The sequence below is a fragment of the Mangrovimonas aestuarii genome, from assembly GCF_028767185.1.
GTDB lineage: Bacteria > Bacteroidota > Bacteroidia > Flavobacteriales > Flavobacteriaceae > Mangrovimonas_B > Mangrovimonas_B aestuarii.
Map to the genome: position 1 here is coordinate 186,792 of NZ_JARACK010000003.1, position 17,973 is coordinate 204,764.

Genomic DNA, 17,973 nt, shown 5'->3' on the forward strand with positions numbered 1-17,973 from the left:
TGCTGCTACGAAACTTCTTCATAGCAGCATTTTAATATGTATTTAACGAAATTTATTTTCCTGGGAAATCGGCTTTGCGTTTTTCCAAAAAGGCTGTTGTTCCTTCTTTAAAATCTGCTGTTCCAAAACTTTCACCAAAGGCTTTTATTTCAGCTTCAAAACCATTTACGCCATCAACAAAATTAGCATTGATAGCAGAAATAGCCGCAGCAATTGCAACAGAAGAGTTCTTGATAATCTTTCCAGCAATCTTCTCTGCGTGTGGCAATAATTCTTCTTGGCTTGTTACATGGTTTACCAATCCGTAGCTTAAAGCCTGCTGAGCATCTATCATTCCAGCAGTCATCACCATTTCCATGGCTCTACCCTTACCTACTAATTGAGGCAAACGTTGTGTTCCTCCATAACCTGGAATTACTCCCAACGACACTTCTGGCAACCCCATACGAGCATTATCGCTTGCGATTCTGAAATGACAAGCCATTGCCAATTCCAATCCTCCTCCTAATGCAAATCCGTTAACGGCAGCAATAACCGGAGTAGAAAGGTTTTCAACAAAATCGAACAATAACTCTTGTCCTTTAGCAGCCAATTCAGTTCCTTTTTCAACACTAAAATCGGCGAACTCACTAATGTCAGCACCAGCAACAAACGCTTTTTCTCCACTTCCGGTTACAATAATCACTTTAGTAGCTAAATCTTTATCGGCAGCATCGAAAGCGTCGTGTAACTCCTGAATGGTTTCCTTGTTTAAGGCGTTAAGTTTTGATGGTCTGTTAATCGTAATGGTAGTTATCCCTTCGGTTGTAGTAGAGACAATATTGTTATAACTCATGATATTATGCTTTTGGTATTTTTACGGTAAACACCGTTCCTTTTCCTTTTTCAGACGTAAAGGTAATACTTCCGTGGTAAGTCTCCACAATATTTTTCACCATCGCCAACCCAAGCCCCATACCACTGGTTTTTGTGGTGAACTTAGGCTCGAAAATCTTATCTCGGTTTTCCATATCTATCCCCATTCCATTATCAGAAATGACGATTTTCACTTTTGAATTATCATGGTTTACTGTAACTACAATTTTCGGATTTATATCTTCGGGAATAGATTGAATGGCATTTTTCACCAAATTGGTCACCACACGAATAAGTTGTGTACGGTCAAATTTGGCAATGATTTCTTCTTGCTCCGGAATAAAAACAATGTAATCCTCACTAAATATATCCAATGCCAGCTTAACTACTTGCGTTACATTGAGAGTTTCCTTTTTCTGCGCTGGCATTTGTGCAAAATTGGAAAAGGCCGAAGCTATGGACCCCATTGTATCAATCTGTTGAATCAAGGTCTGACTAAAATCATCTACCTTATCTTGAATATCCGGATCGTTCGCATCAAACTTACGTTGAAAGCTCTGTACGCTCAATCGCATTGGAGTCAATGGATTTTTAATCTCATGCGCTACCTGTTTTGCCATCTCTCGCCATGCCTGTTCTCGTTCACTTCTTGCCAGTTTTACCGCACTATCTTCCAATTCATCAATCATGGCGTTATACGAATCGATAACTGATGCAATCTCCTCACTCACATTATCCAATTGGATTTTCTCATTACGTCGCTCAAAGCGCGTAGCCATCATTTTCTCACTAATGGCCTGAAGGGATTGAGTAATGTATTTTGATAACCAGTAGGCTAGACTTATAGCTATAAGTAACATAAATACATAAGCAAAGGCCAAACGCACCAAAAACTCTTTAAGTTCTTTGTTGATGAATGTATCATCCTCCAAATATGGTAAATTAAGAATCGCTAACGGTTTGTGCCGATTGTCTGTTAAGTAGGAATATGACGATTGGTACATTTTACCATTTTCCAAATTAGACGTCACAAAATGATGTGTTGCCGAATTGGCAATAACGTTAAGTACATCGGCCTTCAAACAAGAAGGAATGGAATCGTTTCTAAAACTCGCCTTTGAGGTTTTAAGCAATCCTCCTTCAAGATCATAAAGGTTTATTTGAAGCTTATGAATGGCTGCAATCTCATAGATTTTATCCTTGAAAATTAGCGGAATTTTTTCGGTGGTAAGCTCATAAGTGGTTTCCCTAAGCACATAATTGATTTGAGCCCTAATGTTTTCTTCCTTTCGTTCCAACCTATCCTTATGGTAGTCCTTGGCTTCATCATTATATTGATATACCGTAACTGCGGCAATCAAAATAGAAGCCAACAACACTAAAAGAATCATTGCAACAAAAATGCGTAAACGTAAGGAAGTTTTTTTCAGTCTCACCAAAAAGGGATATTGTTACGGATTAAATATAGCAATAATCACACCAACCCCATTAAGCCTCTGGATTTTTAGTTCGTATACGTTTGTAGAGTTTGAATCCAAACATCAGCAAAATCCCCAAAACGAAAATTCCAATAACCCCAAACACCCAATTGATTGCATTTTTTAGAATCACCAAAAACACTACTGCAAAGAGTATGAATGTTGCTCCTTCATTCCACATACGCATATAATTTGACGTATGCTTAACCTCTCCTTTTTGTAATTGCTTAAAATATTGATGGGTTTTCAGGTGATATACTACAAGCAATAAAACAAAAGCTAGCTTAACATGCATCCAACCCTGCTGCAACCAAACCGGCTGAAGCACCAACAAAATAAAAGCAAAAAGAATAGCCAATATTGCCGACGGCCAAGTAATAATAGTCCATAAACGTTTGGCCATGAGCGCTAACTGTTTCCCTAAAATCTCTCTTTCTGGCGAAGGTTTCTCTGAAGCTTCAATTTGATAAACGAACAATCGCGGAATGTAAAACAGCCCCGCAAACCACGTAATCACAAAAATGAGGTGCAATGCTTTTATGTAGTTATAGTACTCCATGGGTTTCGTTTGCAGGTTATGGACGAATAAGGTCCTTTTTTATCTCTCGATTTAAAAAATATGCTGTTACTATTGTTGAAAGCACATCGGCTATTGGGAAGGAAATCCATACGCCCAATTCTCCCATAAAAGGTGGCAGAATAAAAAGTAATGGAATAAAGAAAAATCCTTGCCTTGAGAGTGTAAGCAATAACGCCGGCTTTGCTTTTCCTATCGCTTGAAAATATGCAGCACCAATTAACTGAATGGCAATAATCGGCGTTGCCGCAAATACCCAACGGATAGCCATTGGTGTTTCCTTCAAAACCTCACTATCGGTGGTAAACATTTTGGTAATCGCACTCGGAAATGCCATTAATAGAATAAAAATTACTGTAGCTAAAATCACTGCATACTTAATCGCTGTATTGATAGACTGCCTAACTCTTTCATATTTTTCCGCTCCATAGTTAAAACCTGCGATAGGCAAAAACCCCTGCGTAATACCAAATACAGGAAATAAGGCAAACATAAGCATGCGGCCAACAATAGCGTAAGCCGTGACCAAAGTTTCGCCTCCTAAGTTGAAAAGAATATTGTTCAACAATAAATACGTAACACTTACTACTGCTTGACGAGCAAGAGTCACTCCTCCCAAAGCACCAATCTCCCTCACTAAAGATAGGTTGGGTATTAGATGATTAAAATTTATTTTAAGCTCTGAATATCTTGAGAAGAAAAACCACACTATAAACACAAAACACAGCAGATAAGACCCCGTTGTAGCCCAAGCTGCTCCCAACATGCCCATATCTAATAGATTGATCAGAATATAGTCCAAAATTAAATTTCCAATAGAAGGAATCATCATGGCGTACATGGCAAATTTAGGCTTGCCTTCGGCACGAATAACATTGTTTCCCATCATACAAAGCGCCAAGAAAGGCACCCCATAAAGAACAACTCTATAGTATATTTTAGCGGGATCGAAAATTGCACCTTTACCTCCAAAAGCAGGGATGATACCATCTATATAGTACAACCCCAAAGCCACCATTGTTATGGTAAACAACAAAGTCAATATCAATTGGTTACCAAAAGTAGCCAAGGCTTTATCCTTGTTCCCTGACCCTAGAGCTCTAGAGATTATTGAAGACCCTCCTACACCAATGGCCATTCCCAAAGCCGCAATAAAAAATGACACTGGCAACACTACATTAATAGCGGCAATAGCCACCGATCCAATCCAATGCCCAACAAAAATGGTGTCGACCAAAATATTGAGCGACATCACCAAAATCCCTATCGATGCGGGAACAGCTTGTTTTATAAGAAGCTTTCCAATAGGGAAGTTCCCTAAATCCTGAGAACTTACATTAGCCATTAACCTTTACTGTTTTTACGTTTGCCCAGACGTCAATCCACTTAGCCAACAATTTAGCCCAAGCGTCATCATCGTTCAAGCAAGGAACGGTAGTAAACTCATTGCCGCCCACTTCATGGAATATCTCCTGGCCTTCCATGGCAATCTCTTCAAGGGTTTCCAAACAGTCACTAACAAAAGCAGGCGTTACAATAGCCATATTTTTAACGCCTTGTTTTCCTAAACGCTCAATTGTTCTATCCGTGTATGGTTGCAACCACGGATCGAATCCTAGCCGTGATTGGAAAGACGTTGAATAAGTTCCTGACTCAAGTCCTAACTTTTCAGCAACCAATCTGGTAACCTCTAAGCATTGGTGCCTATAGCAAAATTCATGAGCCTTTGACGGCGTTGCACAACAACTTCCATCAATTTTACAATGCGACTTAGTCACATCACTTTTCTTAATATGGCGCTCTGGAACACCATGGTATGAGAACAACAAATGGTCGTAATCCATTCCTTCCAAATGCTTCGCAATACTACCTGAAAGCACCTGAATATAATCTGGTTTATTATAAAATGCTGGAAGCGATTCAATCTTTAGATCTGGAAAGTGCATTTGCCTTAACTTTTCTGCCAAAACCAAAATGGTTTCCGTTGTTGCCATGGCAAACTGTGGATACAATGGAATTAAATACACTTGCTCCACACCTTGTTCTACCAAACGCTGTAATCCTTTTTCTATGGTCATACTACCATAACGCATGGCCAATTCCACAGGGAAATCGACTTCTTGTTGAACTTTCTTTTGCAAACGTTCTGAAATAACAATAAGCGGAGACCCTTCGTCCCACCATATTTTTTTGTAAGCCGCGGCAGAAGCCTTAGGGCGTGTTTTTAAAATAATTCCTCTTACCAGTAATGCGCGCGCCACGTAAGGAATATCGATAACGCGTTCATCCATTAAAAACTCATTCAAATAACGCTTCACATCTTTAGGCTCCGGACTGTCCGGCGATCCTAAATTAACGAGCAAAACTCCTTTTTTCATCTATGTATGTTGGTCGTCACTAAGATAACGACATTATGTATTTCTTTGGGGTAGTCCCATATTTCTTTTTAAATGCAGCAATAAAGTGGCTTGCTGTACTATAGCCTACTTTCAAGCCTACTTCATTAACATTATGCTCTCCAGATTCTAATAGTTTTCGGGCTACTTCCATTTTATAGTCGAATAGAAAACTGTACACCGAGTCACCATAAATCTGCTTAAACCCTTCTTTTAACTTCTTCAGATTAAGCCCTATTTCATCAGCCAATTCCTGAAGCGTTGGTGGCTCTGCCATTCTGGAAATCACAATATCTTTGGCCTTTCTTATCTTAATTACATTGGTCTCATCAACCAAAAACGGACATTGCTCCACATCTGCATCTTCACTGCGGTGAAAGTACAAACTCAACAGCTCATAAGCCTTACCTTTAAAATAGAGATTTTTTATAGAGGCATTGAGGTTATAGTTCATCAACTGATTCAACACGATAGCCATTGATGGTGAAATATCGCCTTCCTTGTAGTATTTTTTATCCCGATTGTCTTCGCTCAAAAAAGTAATGTAATCTGCTTCTTGGGAAAATAACCCGTGGAATTTTTTTATTGATACAAGGATAGTAACTAACCAAGAATTAGGATCGACCTCTAAATTTATGGGTAAATCCCGTTGCGGATTATAAAGCAATAAAGAGTGTTCTTCCCTAATATTTAGCGTATATCTTCCATTGTTGAAATGAAACTTAGCACTTCCTTTCAAACAGAAATGAAACTGAATAAAGTTACTATCAATATCCTTAACCAAACGTTCAACTGTAGCTGTTTCGTTCTGATGAGTCAATACAAAAAAATGATCATCGATAGCGGTTTCCTGAAACGGCCTTTGAGCGATATTTTTTTCTGCTTGCAATTCGTTTGACATACTCCATTTATTTAGATTGATTCTAAACTAAAACCTTCTAAAGCTTTGATTTTACTGCAAAAATATGATATTTGTCACACAATCATAAAAATAGAAGACAAAAAACCACTTTCGACACTATTTGTTCTTTCAGCGTTATTTTTTTAAATTAATGCTATCTATTTTTGTTTCCGAATTTCCAAGACACATCATGGAGCAATCTCAAATGCATAAAAGTGCCACGTTCTACGCCATTGGATTGAGCTATAAGAAAGCGGATGCAGACGTTCGGGGACACTTTAGTTTAAACGACAATGCTAAGGAAAACCTTTTAGACCAAGCCAAAAGTAATGGTATTGGCAGCCTTATTGTCATTTCTACATGTAACAGAACCGAAATTTACGGTTTTGCCCAACACCCTTTTCAACTTATTCAACTGCTTTGCGAAAACACCAAAGGAACAGTAGAAGAATTTCAAAGAGTAGCTTACATCTATAAAAACAAAGAAGCTGTTTCCCACATGTTTAAAGTCGGATCTGGTTTGGATAGCCAGATTTTGGGAGACTTCGAAATCATTAGCCAACTTAAGGCTGGTGCTGTCACTTCAAAAAGCAAAGGCTTACTGAATAATTATTTAGAACGCCTGGTCAATGCTGTTATCCAAGCTAGCAAACGTATTAAGAATGAAACCGACATCTCTTCTGGAGCTACTTCGGTATCGTTTGCATCGGTACATTACATCTTCAATAATATTGAGGATGTTTCCAATAAGAACATTTTGTTGTTCGGTACCGGTAAGATAGGTCGTAACACCTGCGAAAACCTTGTTAAACATACCCAAAACGAACATATCACTCTTATTAACCGGACTAAGGACAAAGCCGAAAAAGTAGCTGGAAAGTTCAATGTACTGGTTAAGGATTATGCTAACTTACAAGAAGAAATTAATGCATCAGACATTGTAATTGTAGCAACGGGAGCGCAAAACCCTACGGTTGACAAACAATTGATTCAAAGCAAAAAACCTTTGCTAATCTTGGATCTTTCTATTCCTAAAAACGTGAATCCTAACGTAACCGAATTGGACAATGTTACTTTGATCCATTTAGACCATTTATCTCAGATTACCGATGAGACCCTAGAAAAGCGTAAGGCACACATACCAATGGCTGAGGAGATCATAGAGGAAATTAAACAAGAATTCAACGAGTGGTTAGCAACAAGAAAGTTTGCCCCTACAATCAAGGCTTTAAAGCATAAGCTAATGGACTTAAAGGATTCGGAAATGAGCAACCAACGAAAAAAACTGGACAACTTCAACGAAGAGCACGCCGAATTGATAAGCAACAATATCATCCAAAAAATCACTAATCACTTTGCATACCATTTAAGAGAAAACAACATGTCTACAGATGACAGTTTAGATCTTATTCAAAAGGTATTTCAATTAGAACCAGAAAGCGATGTCTAAAAGCATAAGAATTGGTACTCGCGATAGCCAGCTGGCTATGTGGCAAGCCAAAACGGTTCAGCAGCAATTAGAAGATTTAGGATATAAAACAGAATTGGTCCCTGTAAAATCTACAGGCGACTTAGTTCTCGATAAGCCCCTATACGAACTGGGCATAACTGGTATTTTTACTAAAACCCTTGATGTAGCCATGCTAAATGGCACAGTGGACATTGCGGTTCACAGCATGAAAGACGTACCTACGGCATTACCTCAGGGTATACGTCAAACAGCAGTACTTCAACGTGCCGACAATCGTGATATCTTAGTTTATAAAGGGCTTGACTTCTTAAACGGACATGGCACAATTGCTACTGGTAGTTTAAGACGAAAAGCACAATGGCTCAACAAATACCCAAGCCATAAAGTAGAGGATCTTAGAGGAAACGTAATCACAAGACTTCAAAAATTAGAGGACTCCAATTGGAATGCAGCAATTTTTGCCAAAGCCGGATTGGAACGCATTGAAGTTCTTCCTGAAAACCATGCGGTTTTAGACTGGATGACCCCAGCTCCTGCCCAAGGCGCCATGGTTGTGGTCACCTTGGAAAAAGATGACTTTTCTACCGAGGCAGTCGCCAAATTAAACCATAAGCCAACCGATATCTGCACCCATATAGAGCGTGAGTTTTTACGTGTGCTTGAAGGTGGTTGTACAGCTCCTATTGGCGCTTTGGCAACTTTGGAAAACGATACTATTTCATTCACCGGAAACTTACTTTCAATTGATGGCCGCAAGAAACTTGAAATTGATCGCAAAATAGATTTAGCTAAATATCAAGGCTTTGGTCGCGCTTGTGCAGAAGTATTGCTTAATGACGGTGGAAAAGAATTAATGCAAGAGATTAAAGCGGCCTTATAATGCGAGTACTTTCCACGAAAATATTAACCCCTGAGCAACAACAAATATTGACGCAGGCAAATATTCAAGTGGAAGCATATAATGCCATTACTACTAATCCCGTTTCTTTTGAAACAACCGAATTAATAGAAAATGCTATTATCGCCAGCCAAAGGGCAGCGAAAATAATTTTAGACAAAAACATTGCCATCAACAATTGTTTTTGTGTGGGCGGAAAAACGGCAGCTTTTCTTAAAGAAAATGGCATCAATGTAGTTGAACACTACAATTATGGCGAGCAACTAGCGAACACTATTATCGAGAAGCACAAAGGAAAAGCATTTCATTTTTTCTGCAGCAATATCAGAAGAGATGAATTGCCGGACATTCTTTTCGGCAATAACATTGACCTTAAAGAAATTACAGTTTATAACACTGAACTGAACACACAAGCCATAGAAGAAAAGTTCGATGGTATTTTATTTTTCAGCCCAAGTGGCATTGAAGCCTATACCACTAATAATATTATAAAAACTGAAACTGCTTATTGTATTGGCAACACTACAGCAAAAGCAGTTGAACCATATACTAAGAACATAATCATTGCTTCGTCTCCAACGGTTGAACACCTTTTGGAAACCGTAGTTAAACACACTGTACAAATATGATTAAGAACGATTTATTTTTAAGAGCATTAAAAGGTGAAACTGTTGACAGACCTCCAGTTTGGATGATGCGTCAAGCAGGTCGCTATTTACCAGAATTCATCGCTATTCGTGAAAAGTACGACTTCTTTACACGTTGTCGCACTCCAGAATTGGCGAGCGAAATCACGGTACAACCTATTCGCCGTTATGGCATGGATGCTGCCATTTTGTTTTCCGACATTTTGGTAATTCCTCAAGCCATGAACATAGAAGTACAGATGAAACCTAACTTCGGTCCTTACCTACCAAATCCGGTACGCGATCAAAAAGGAGTAGACGAGGTTATCGTTCCAGATGTAAATGTTGAATTGGACTATGTGATGGAAGCCATCAAAGCTACCAAAGCACTTCTTGACAACGAAGTGCCTTTAATCGGTTTTGCTGGTTCACCGTGGACTATCCTTTGCTACGTTGTACAAGGTCAAGGAAGCAAGACTTTTGATAAAGCCAAGGAATTCTGCTTTACCAATCCGGTAGCAGCCCACCAGTTATTACAAAAGATTACCGATACGACCATCGCTTACCTTAAGGCTAAAGTTGAGGCTGGTGTAGACGCTGTACAGATATTCGATTCTTGGGGAGGCATGCTTTCTCCTAACGACTATCAAGAATTCTCTTGGAAATACATTAATCAGATTATTGAGGCATTAAAAGATGATGCTCCTGTAATTGCCTTTGGTAAAGGTTGTTGGTTTGCACTTCAGGAAATGGCTAAATCGGGCGCTTCCGCATTGGGTGTAGATTGGACATGTTCTCCTCAAAACGCAAGATACCTTACCGGTGGAAATATAACGCTTCAAGGAAACTTCGATCCGTCTAGATTGTTGAGTCCCCCTGCGACCATTAAAAAAATGGTTCACGAGATGATCGATGCTTTTGGTAAAGATAAATATATCGTAAATTTAGGTCATGGCATTTTACCTAACATACCTCTAGACCATGCCAAAGCCTTTATAGACGCTGTTAAAGAATACAACGCATAAACAATGAACACCAAGGATACCTTTTTCAAATACATTCACGAATTACAAGACCGCATTACCTCTAAACTAGAAGCAATTGACGGTAAAGCCAAATTCCATGAAGACCTTTGGGATCGCCCAGAAGGCGGTGGTGGCCGTACTCGCGTAATTGAAAACGGCAATGTATTTGAAAAAGGTGGTGTGAACATTTCTGGTGTTCACGGAAAGTTGCCCAAATCTATGCAAGCCTACTTCAATGTAGGTGATGTAGATTTCTTTGCCTGTGGATTGAGCTTGGTGATTCACCCAAAAAACCCAATGGTTCCTACTGTACATGCCAACTGGCGTTATTTTGAAATGTACGATAAGGACGGAAATATTGTAGACCAATGGTTTGGTGGCGGACAGGATTTAACCCCTTATTATCTTTTTGAAGAAGACGCCAAGCACTTCCATACAGTATGCAAAACAGCTTGCGATAAGCACAATCCGGACTTTTACCAAAACTATAAAGGACGCTGTGACGAATATTTTTGGAATGCCCACAGAAACGAAGCTCGCGGTGTAGGGGGTCTGTTTTTCGATTACTGCAAAGCTACTGATGATATGAGCATGGACGATTGGTACAATTTCGTTACTGAAGTTGGCAATAGCTTCCTTGATGCATATACCCCAATTGTTGAAAAGCGAAAGGGCTTACCTTTTACGGATGAACAACGCAACTGGCAGGAAATCCGTCGCGGTCGTTATGTAGAGTTCAATCTGGTTCACGACAAAGGCACACTATTTGGTTTGAAAACCAACGGTCGTATAGAAAGTATATTAATGAGCTTACCACCGCACGTACAATGGGTTTACGACCATCAACCGGAAAGTGGTAGCGAAGAGGAAAAACTAATCAAGGTATTACAGGAACCAGTTCCATGGGTGTAAAACGAATCGTAATAGGGCTATGCTTGTTGTTGTACTGCACTATAAACGCACAACAGGATAGCATTTTGCCCAACGATTATATTGAAACCTACCCTAACAAAATTTCCACCAGCCTAGCATACGTCAATACATCAAATAGCTTTTTGGTGCGCGACCATAATTTTGGCATCAATTATAGGCTTACCCCCAACAGAAGAGACCACATTAAGGTTTCCGCATTGTTTCGAGCCATAGACGCCTCATTCAGTTTTACCCCAAGATTTCTTTCTGAAAACAAGGACAACGAGGACACTAGACTCTTCAACCTCAATCTAAGGTTTTATTACAAACAGTGGATGCAGTCCATTGATATTTTTGACCAAAAAGGTTTTGTTGCAGACTTTCAGGGAACAGAAGTACCATTCCCTGGCATTAGTTCCTTTAAGTTAGGAGGCTCAACAGCCTATATATTTAATCCCAATTTCTCTTTTAGATCCATTACCGGCCATAAGGAGTGGCAAACAAAAAGCGCAGGGAGCTTTATCCCTAGAGCCTACTTCTATTACTCAAAATTCAAGTTAAAACAAGACGGCTTTAATAGCGATAGCTACTCCTACGATTTTGCACTTTCCCCCTCTTATTATTACAACTGGGTCATTAACAGGAAATTCTTATTATCAGGGGGTGTAGCACCCGGCTTCGGGTTTGACCACACCATCGACGAGGATACCACCATTACCTCTGCTTTATACGAGCTCAATTTAAGAGGCGCCCTTGCCTACAACTCCAACAACTATTTTGGCGGCATAAGTTCCAATTACATCTATTTAGACCACAAAGCAGCTGGCAACACAAGGTTTAATGACAATATTTTTTATTTCCAAGCCTATTTTGGCTATCGTTTCAATGCCCCAAAAAAACTAATTAAAACCGCCGATGATGTGAATGAGAAACTTCAAGGGAATTAAACATCAGATTAGACATAAAGCTTTAATTTTACATCAAAATTTCTAAAAATACATTAGCACCGAAATATGTACCCACTAAAACGTAATCGCAGACTACGCACCAACGAGGCCATTCGCTCTTTGGTACGTGAAACCATAATTTCTCCTAACGATTTTCTTGTACCTCTTTTTGTTGTAGAGGGCAAAAACGTTAAGGAAGAAATTGCCTCCATGCCAAACTACTTCCGCTATAGCCTTGACATTTTGGAAACAGAAGTAAAATCGCTTTGGAACTTGGGATTAAAGTCTGTTTTACTTTTTGTGAAAGTACCAGACAACCTAAAGGACAATAAAGGCACTGAAGCCTTAAATCCTAATGGGTTAATGCAGCGTGCCGTCAAAACCGTTAAAAATGCATGTCCAGACATGTTGGTTATGACCGATGTGGCGTTAGACCCTTATTCATCTTATGGTCACGACGGTATTGTTGAAGACGGTCAAATCCTTAATGACGAGACGGTTGATGTATTGGCAGAGATGAGTGTATCGCATGCCGAAGCTGGCGCCGATTTTGTAGCCCCGAGCGATATGATGGACGGTCGCATTCTTTCCATTCGGGAGGCTTTGGAAGATGAAGGTTTTACCAATACAGGTATTATGAGCTACAGCGCCAAATATGCCTCTGCTTTTTATGGTCCGTTTCGCGATGCGTTAGATTCCGCTCCAGTGGATATGCAAAATGTTCCAAAAGACAAAAAGACCTACCAAATGGATCCCGCCAACCGTTTTGAGGCCATCCGTGAAACGGAAATGGACATCGATGAAGGTGCCGATATTGTTATGGTAAAACCAGGACTATGTTATTTGGATATTGTTCGCGAAATAAAGAATGAAGTTGACGTTCCTGTAGCTGTTTACCAAGTAAGTGGAGAGTACGCCATGGTAAAAGCCGCTGCCGAAAAAGGCTGGTTGGACCACGATGCAGTAATGCTAGAGCAAATTACCGCTATAAAGCGTGCCGGTGCAGATATCACAGCTTCTTATTTTGCCAAAGACATTGTGAAATTGATTTCGTAACTTAGTAAAACTAATCACTTAAAAGTTTTAATGGGCCTACTCATATTTTATGCGCTAATTTCCATCTCTTTCTCTTTCCTTTGCTCCATTTTGGAAGCTGTGTTTTTAAGTGTTACTCCTACGTTTATCAACTTAAAGAAGAAAGAAGGCAAGGCATACGCAACCACCTTGGAAAACCTTAAAAAGGATGTCGACAAACCACTTATTGCCATTCTTACTTTAAACACTGTTGCCCATACCGTTGGTGCTATTCTTGTCGGGGTGCAGGCTAAGGTTGCCTATGCCGAACTCTATGGCGCAACCCCTCATAAAATTTTTGGCGTTACCCTTACCGAAGACCTCATGGTGGGAATTGTATCTACTATCATGACCGTTTTAATACTTGTGGCCTCAGAGATTATACCTAAAACCATTGGCGCAAGCAACTGGAGGCAATTGGCCAACTTCACCTCTAAAGCATTAAACGTGCTTATCTTTCCTTTAAAATGGACAGGACTATTATGGCTCTTACAACTTACTACAAAACTCATCGGAGGTAAAGGCCATGTAAGCAACATTAGTCGTGAAGGGTTTATTGCCATGACCGATATTGCTCATGAAGAAGGTGTTTTCCAAGAGTCGGAAAGTAAGGTAATCAAAAACCTGTTAACCTTTAAAGAAGTGCAAGCTAAGGATATCATGACCCCTAGAACGGTTATGAAAACCGAAAATGAAACGACCACTATTGAAAGTTTTTTCAAAGAAAACGTCAACCTTCGCTTTTCCAGAATACCAATTTACACTGATAGTCCTGACAACATCACCGGACTAGTATTGAAGGACGATGTGTTTAAGGAAATGGCCTTTGGCAATGGCAAGAAACCCCTGAGTGATGTTAAACGAAATATCATTATAGTAAATCGTAAACTAGCCATTCCTGAACTTTTTGAAAAACTCGTTGAAAGCAAAAACCATATGGCGTTGGTCGTTGACGAATTCGGAACACCAAGTGGATTGGTTACCATGGAAGACGTAATTGAAACTCTTTTAGGTATGGAAATTATGGACGAAAGTGACAACGTTGCTGACTTACAATTGCTGGCTCGAAGAAGCTGGGAAGCCCGAGCTAAAAGATTGGGGCTTATTGAAGACAACAACAATAAAAAGTAATGAATCATTGCTTTGTAAAAACACCTTTAGGTGTCGCCAAAATAACAGGAGATAGTCATGGCATTGAATCAATAAAAGTGTTTAACGACAACGAAGCCTCACCATGCAATAATATACCGACTTCGCTACAAGAAGCGGTCGGACAACTTGAAAAATACTTTAACGGCGACTTACAATCCTTCAACCTAAAACTTAACCCACAGGGCACCACCTTCCAAAAAAAGGTTTGGGATGCTCTTCAAAATATTCCTTTTGGCAAAACCACTTCTTATGCCGAATTAGCAACTAAGCTTGGAGATATTAAGGCAATAAGAGCAGTCGCCGCAGCAAATGGCAAAAACCCTATTTGGATAGTTATTCCCTGTCATCGTGTAATTGGCAGCGATGGCAGTTTGACAGGGTATGCCGGTGGCCTTCAACTTAAAGAGTGGTTATTGAACCATGAAAGCATAGCTAAACAACTTAGATTATTTTAATATTACTTTACAACCTTCCTTTACAGCTCATTTCTACATCACATAAAAGTTGCATTAGTTTAATATTTGTAAACACACTCAAAAGCCTCCATCATTTCACTTAACGGAGTAAATAACCTCAACCCTTCCTATTAACTAAATATATCCAACACATTCAATTAACAATCATAATGTTTAGATTACAATTCTGGTGCCTTTTGTTAAAACTATCTTAACACCTTAATATTTACAAATAGTAAAAATTGGCATTTATTTGCGATGCAATTTTTAATATTTGTAAAACCAAAATTATGAACACTAAAACATTATTCGCATTATTGTGTTTGGGTATAGCATACGTAAATACCCTATCTGCCCAAAATGGAGTCATCACAGGGACTGTAAGCGACTCAAGCTTCCCTTTACCTGGAGCTTCAGTTATTGTAGAAGGATCTACAAAAGGAACAACCACCGATTTTGACGGTAACTTTGCACTCAACCAACTCCCTTCCGGAACTGTTATACTTAACATTTCATATATAGGTTTTAAGACTAAAAGCGTACAAGTCACTCTTGCGCCCGATGAAAAGAAAAACCTAGGTATGATTAGCTTGGAAGCATCATCAGAAGAACTTAATGAAATTCTTGTTCAGGGAGGCACACGAAGAAATAGTGAGGCTCGCGCCTTGAACATTCAGAAGAAATCCATGAGCATTATGAACGTAATTGCTGCAGATGGAATTGGTAAATTACCGGACAGAAACGCTGCAGAAACAGTACAACGCATCCAAGGGTTGTCGATAGAACGTGATCAAGGAGAGGGTCGTTATGTATCCATGCGTGGATTACCTCCTTTCTGGGCATCTACTACCATCAACGGAAACAGATTGCCTACCTCTGGAGACGAAACGACTTCCAGAGCTACCCAATTCGACTTCTTCCCTTCTGAATTAATTAGCTATGTTCAAGCAGCTAAAGCCTTTACTCCTGATATGGAAGCAGACGGAATTGCCGGTGGTGTGAACTTTATCACCCAAACATCTCCCGCCAAGAAAACTTTGAACGTAAACGTAGGTGGAGGTTACAACGATAAATCCGGCAAGGAAATCTATGATGCCTCTATTACTTATGGAGACCGTACCAAAGACGGAAAATTTGGGTTCATTGTAAATGCTTCCCACTGGAACAGAAATTGGGCATCAGACAACTTTGAAGCAAGAAGAGCTGGTGATGAAGGGGTTTATCGCATGGAAATAAGAGACTATACTGGAAAGAGAAAAACTACAGGCGTGAATGCAGCAGTAGAATTTAACCCTTCTAGCACAGATAAACTATTTGCTAGAGGTGTGTATGGAACTTTGAATGATGAGGAAATACATTATAAGCACCGAGTACGTTTTGATAAATACAACCCAAACACTCAAAATGGGCGTGTTGAATTACAGAATATCTACAACATATTGATCACTGATTTTTATCAGGCAGAACTGGGAGGTAAACATGACTTTAAGAACAGTACTTTAGACTGGGCACTTTCAACCAACAGAAACGAATTTAAGTATGGTGATGTCCCTAATGAAGACAACAACTCCTATTTCGTTGTTAAATACAAACAGGACGGCATTGGTTTTAATCCTGCATATGTTGATGACAAAGGAAATGGATACAGAGCTTACTGGAAAGCAGACGGAGGTGTTTTAGACTTTAATGATTCTGACGCTCTATTCAATTACTTTAGTGATCCAAACTTCCAAATGGATCCTACACAAATGCAGTTTGCAGACATGGAATACTATCAAGTAGGTGTAATGGAGCGCGACAATATCATCGCTTCTGTAAACTATGAACACAACATAAACGATGACCTTACCCTTAAGTTTGGCGGTAAGTTTAGGGATAAGGACAGAAGAGCATTATTCTCAGACGACTTCTATGAGTGGGGCTCCAACTCGTCAGTACCTTATTTATCGGATATGTCGAATTACGTTGTGAATCAACCTGGGGGATCAGAATATATGCAAGAAATCAACGCCCCTATTTCAAATATATTTGGCGGTGTATTATCAACCGATGGAATGACTGCTTTCATGGACCAAAACCAAAATAACCTAGTGCTTCAAGACTACTCAGAAGGTCTACAATTTGGATCTGGTTTAGGAAGAAATTTTGATACCGATGAAACACACGCCTCTGCTTTCGGTATGGGTACTTACAACGCTTCCGACAAACTAACCCTTTTAGGCGGGCTTAGAGCTACACACACTAGCACCACCGTATCTGGCTATGCTAATGTTGACGATGAATTGGAAAAAGTAAAAAGCACTAAAAACTACTGGGCAATTCTTCCTATGTTACACCTTAAGTATACCCCTAAGGAAGACATGAACATTCGTTTTGCAGCAACCAGAAGTTTCTCAAGACCAAACTTTGGAGATATTACGCCAGGCGGTACTTACTTAGCCGCCGATAACGAATATAAAGGAGGCAACCCAGATTTGAACCCTACTTTTTCTTGGAACTTGGACCTTTTAGGTGAATACTACTTTAAGAACGTAGGCGTGGTTAATGCCGGAGTATTCTACAAATCAATCACAGACCCAATTTTCGAGAACAGTTTTACTGGAACTTATAATGGACATGAAAATGTACAAATGTCCACATCTCAAAATGGTCAGGATGCATGGATTGCCGGTGTAGAGCTAGGATTGAACAAACGCTTTGATTTCTTACCAGGGTTCCTTAAGCATTTCGGAACGCAACTTAATGCTACTTTCATGGATTCGGAAATGACTATGCCAGGAGGTAGAAAAGTGACCACACCTTACCAAGCTAATCAAATAATGAACGCTCAGTTATTCTACGACAACGACAAGTTCAGTGCTAGAATTGCCTTCAACCATAAAGGAAAATATGCTATGGAGTTTGGTGATAAAGACATTAACGATTTTTACTACGGAAAGTACAACACTATGGATTTCTCAGCGTCTTACCGTATTGGAAAGCATCTAATGTTCTATACAGATCTTAACAACATCTTAAACCAGCCGCTAGTTTATCATTATGGAAGTAGTGAAGACAGACCTGCTCAAGTAGAACTTTACGGGCTTAAAGGAAGCTTTGGAGTTAAATTCACCTTATAAGCCAATAACAACCTCATAATAGATTTAAGTGTAACTGTTATTGACACTAAATGCTCCTCATAATTCCATGGGGAGCATCTTAATATA

General features: G+C 39.5%; 16 protein-coding genes. 10 read left to right on the forward strand and 6 right to left on the reverse strand.

Annotated elements, in window-relative coordinates; all coding sequences use genetic code 11:
• Positions 1–52: 52 nt before the first annotated feature.
• The 6 genes from PWU04_RS05570 to PWU04_RS05595 form a co-directional block, all read right to left on the reverse strand.
• The gene (locus PWU04_RS05570; RefSeq protein WP_274474876.1) at positions 53–835 is read right to left on the reverse strand and encodes an enoyl-CoA hydratase/isomerase family protein; all 783 of its coding nucleotides are present in this window, start codon (positions 833–835) and stop codon (positions 53–55) included.
• A 4-nt stretch (positions 836–839) separates the two neighbouring features.
• Positions 840–2,246, reverse strand: a complete 1,407-nt coding sequence (locus PWU04_RS05575) for a sensor histidine kinase (RefSeq protein ID WP_274475025.1) — start codon at positions 2,244–2,246, stop codon at positions 840–842.
• A 97-nt stretch (positions 2,247–2,343) separates the two neighbouring features.
• Positions 2,344–2,892, reverse strand: a complete 549-nt coding sequence (locus PWU04_RS05580; protein ID WP_274474878.1) for a CopD family protein — start codon at positions 2,890–2,892, stop codon at positions 2,344–2,346.
• 16 nt (positions 2,893–2,908) lie between these two features.
• Positions 2,909–4,255, reverse strand: coding sequence for an MATE family efflux transporter (locus tag PWU04_RS05585; RefSeq protein ID WP_274474880.1), 1,347 nt, complete (start codon positions 4,253–4,255; stop codon positions 2,909–2,911).
• Complete coding sequence (hemH, locus tag PWU04_RS05590) at positions 4,248–5,288, reverse strand: ferrochelatase (RefSeq protein ID WP_274474881.1); 1,041 nt, start codon at positions 5,286–5,288, stop codon at positions 4,248–4,250. The genes PWU04_RS05585 and hemH overlap by 8 nt, the downstream gene beginning before the upstream one ends.
• 19 nt (positions 5,289–5,307) lie before the next feature.
• Positions 5,308–6,207 carry an AraC family transcriptional regulator gene (locus PWU04_RS05595; protein WP_274474882.1) on the reverse strand — a complete coding sequence of 300 codons (900 nt, stop codon included), beginning with the start codon at positions 6,205–6,207 and terminating at the stop codon, positions 5,308–5,310.
• Positions 6,208–6,397: 190 nt separating this feature from the next.
• Between PWU04_RS05595 and hemA the strand changes: the two genes are divergently transcribed.
• The 10 genes from hemA (at position 6,398) to PWU04_RS05645 (ending at position 17,886) form a co-directional block, all read left to right on the forward strand.
• Positions 6,398–7,657, forward strand: a complete 1,260-nt coding sequence (hemA, locus tag PWU04_RS05600) for a glutamyl-tRNA reductase (protein ID WP_274475026.1) — start codon at positions 6,398–6,400, stop codon at positions 7,655–7,657.
• A complete protein-coding gene (gene hemC, locus PWU04_RS05605) occupies positions 7,650–8,558 on the forward strand; it encodes a hydroxymethylbilane synthase (protein WP_274474883.1) in 909 nt (302 codons plus the stop codon). Before hemA ends, hemC begins: the two co-directional genes overlap by 8 nt.
• The gene (locus PWU04_RS05610) at positions 8,558–9,205 is read left to right on the forward strand and encodes a uroporphyrinogen-III synthase (RefSeq protein ID WP_274474884.1); all 648 of its coding nucleotides are present in this window, start codon (positions 8,558–8,560) and stop codon (positions 9,203–9,205) included. The genes hemC and PWU04_RS05610 overlap by 1 nt, the downstream gene beginning before the upstream one ends.
• Positions 9,202–10,227, forward strand: coding sequence for a uroporphyrinogen decarboxylase (gene hemE, locus PWU04_RS05615; RefSeq protein WP_274474885.1), 1,026 nt, complete (start codon positions 9,202–9,204; stop codon positions 10,225–10,227). The genes PWU04_RS05610 and hemE overlap by 4 nt, the downstream gene beginning before the upstream one ends.
• 3 nt (positions 10,228–10,230) lie before the next feature.
• The gene (gene hemF, locus PWU04_RS05620) at positions 10,231–11,139 is read left to right on the forward strand and encodes an oxygen-dependent coproporphyrinogen oxidase (RefSeq protein WP_274474886.1); all 909 of its coding nucleotides are present in this window, start codon (positions 10,231–10,233) and stop codon (positions 11,137–11,139) included.
• Positions 11,130–12,086, forward strand: a complete 957-nt coding sequence (locus PWU04_RS05625) for a DUF4421 family protein (protein ID WP_274474887.1) — start codon at positions 11,130–11,132, stop codon at positions 12,084–12,086. Before hemF ends, PWU04_RS05625 begins: the two co-directional genes overlap by 10 nt.
• A gap of 66 nt (positions 12,087–12,152) precedes the next feature.
• On the forward strand, positions 12,153–13,142 hold the full coding sequence (gene hemB / locus PWU04_RS05630) for a porphobilinogen synthase (RefSeq protein ID WP_274474889.1): 990 nt from the start codon (positions 12,153–12,155) through the stop codon (positions 13,140–13,142).
• Between the two features lie 30 nt (positions 13,143–13,172).
• Positions 13,173–14,291 carry a CNNM domain-containing protein gene (locus PWU04_RS05635; RefSeq protein ID WP_274474890.1) on the forward strand — a complete coding sequence of 373 codons (1,119 nt, stop codon included), beginning with the start codon at positions 13,173–13,175 and terminating at the stop codon, positions 14,289–14,291.
• Positions 14,291–14,767 (forward strand): methylated-DNA--[protein]-cysteine S-methyltransferase, encoded by a 477-nt coding sequence (locus PWU04_RS05640; RefSeq protein WP_274474891.1) that lies wholly within the window; start codon positions 14,291–14,293, stop codon positions 14,765–14,767. Before PWU04_RS05635 ends, PWU04_RS05640 begins: the two co-directional genes overlap by 1 nt.
• A gap of 290 nt (positions 14,768–15,057) precedes the next feature.
• The gene (locus PWU04_RS05645) at positions 15,058–17,886 is read left to right on the forward strand and encodes a TonB-dependent receptor (RefSeq protein ID WP_274474892.1); all 2,829 of its coding nucleotides are present in this window, start codon (positions 15,058–15,060) and stop codon (positions 17,884–17,886) included.
• Positions 17,887–17,973: the final 87 nt, after the last annotated feature.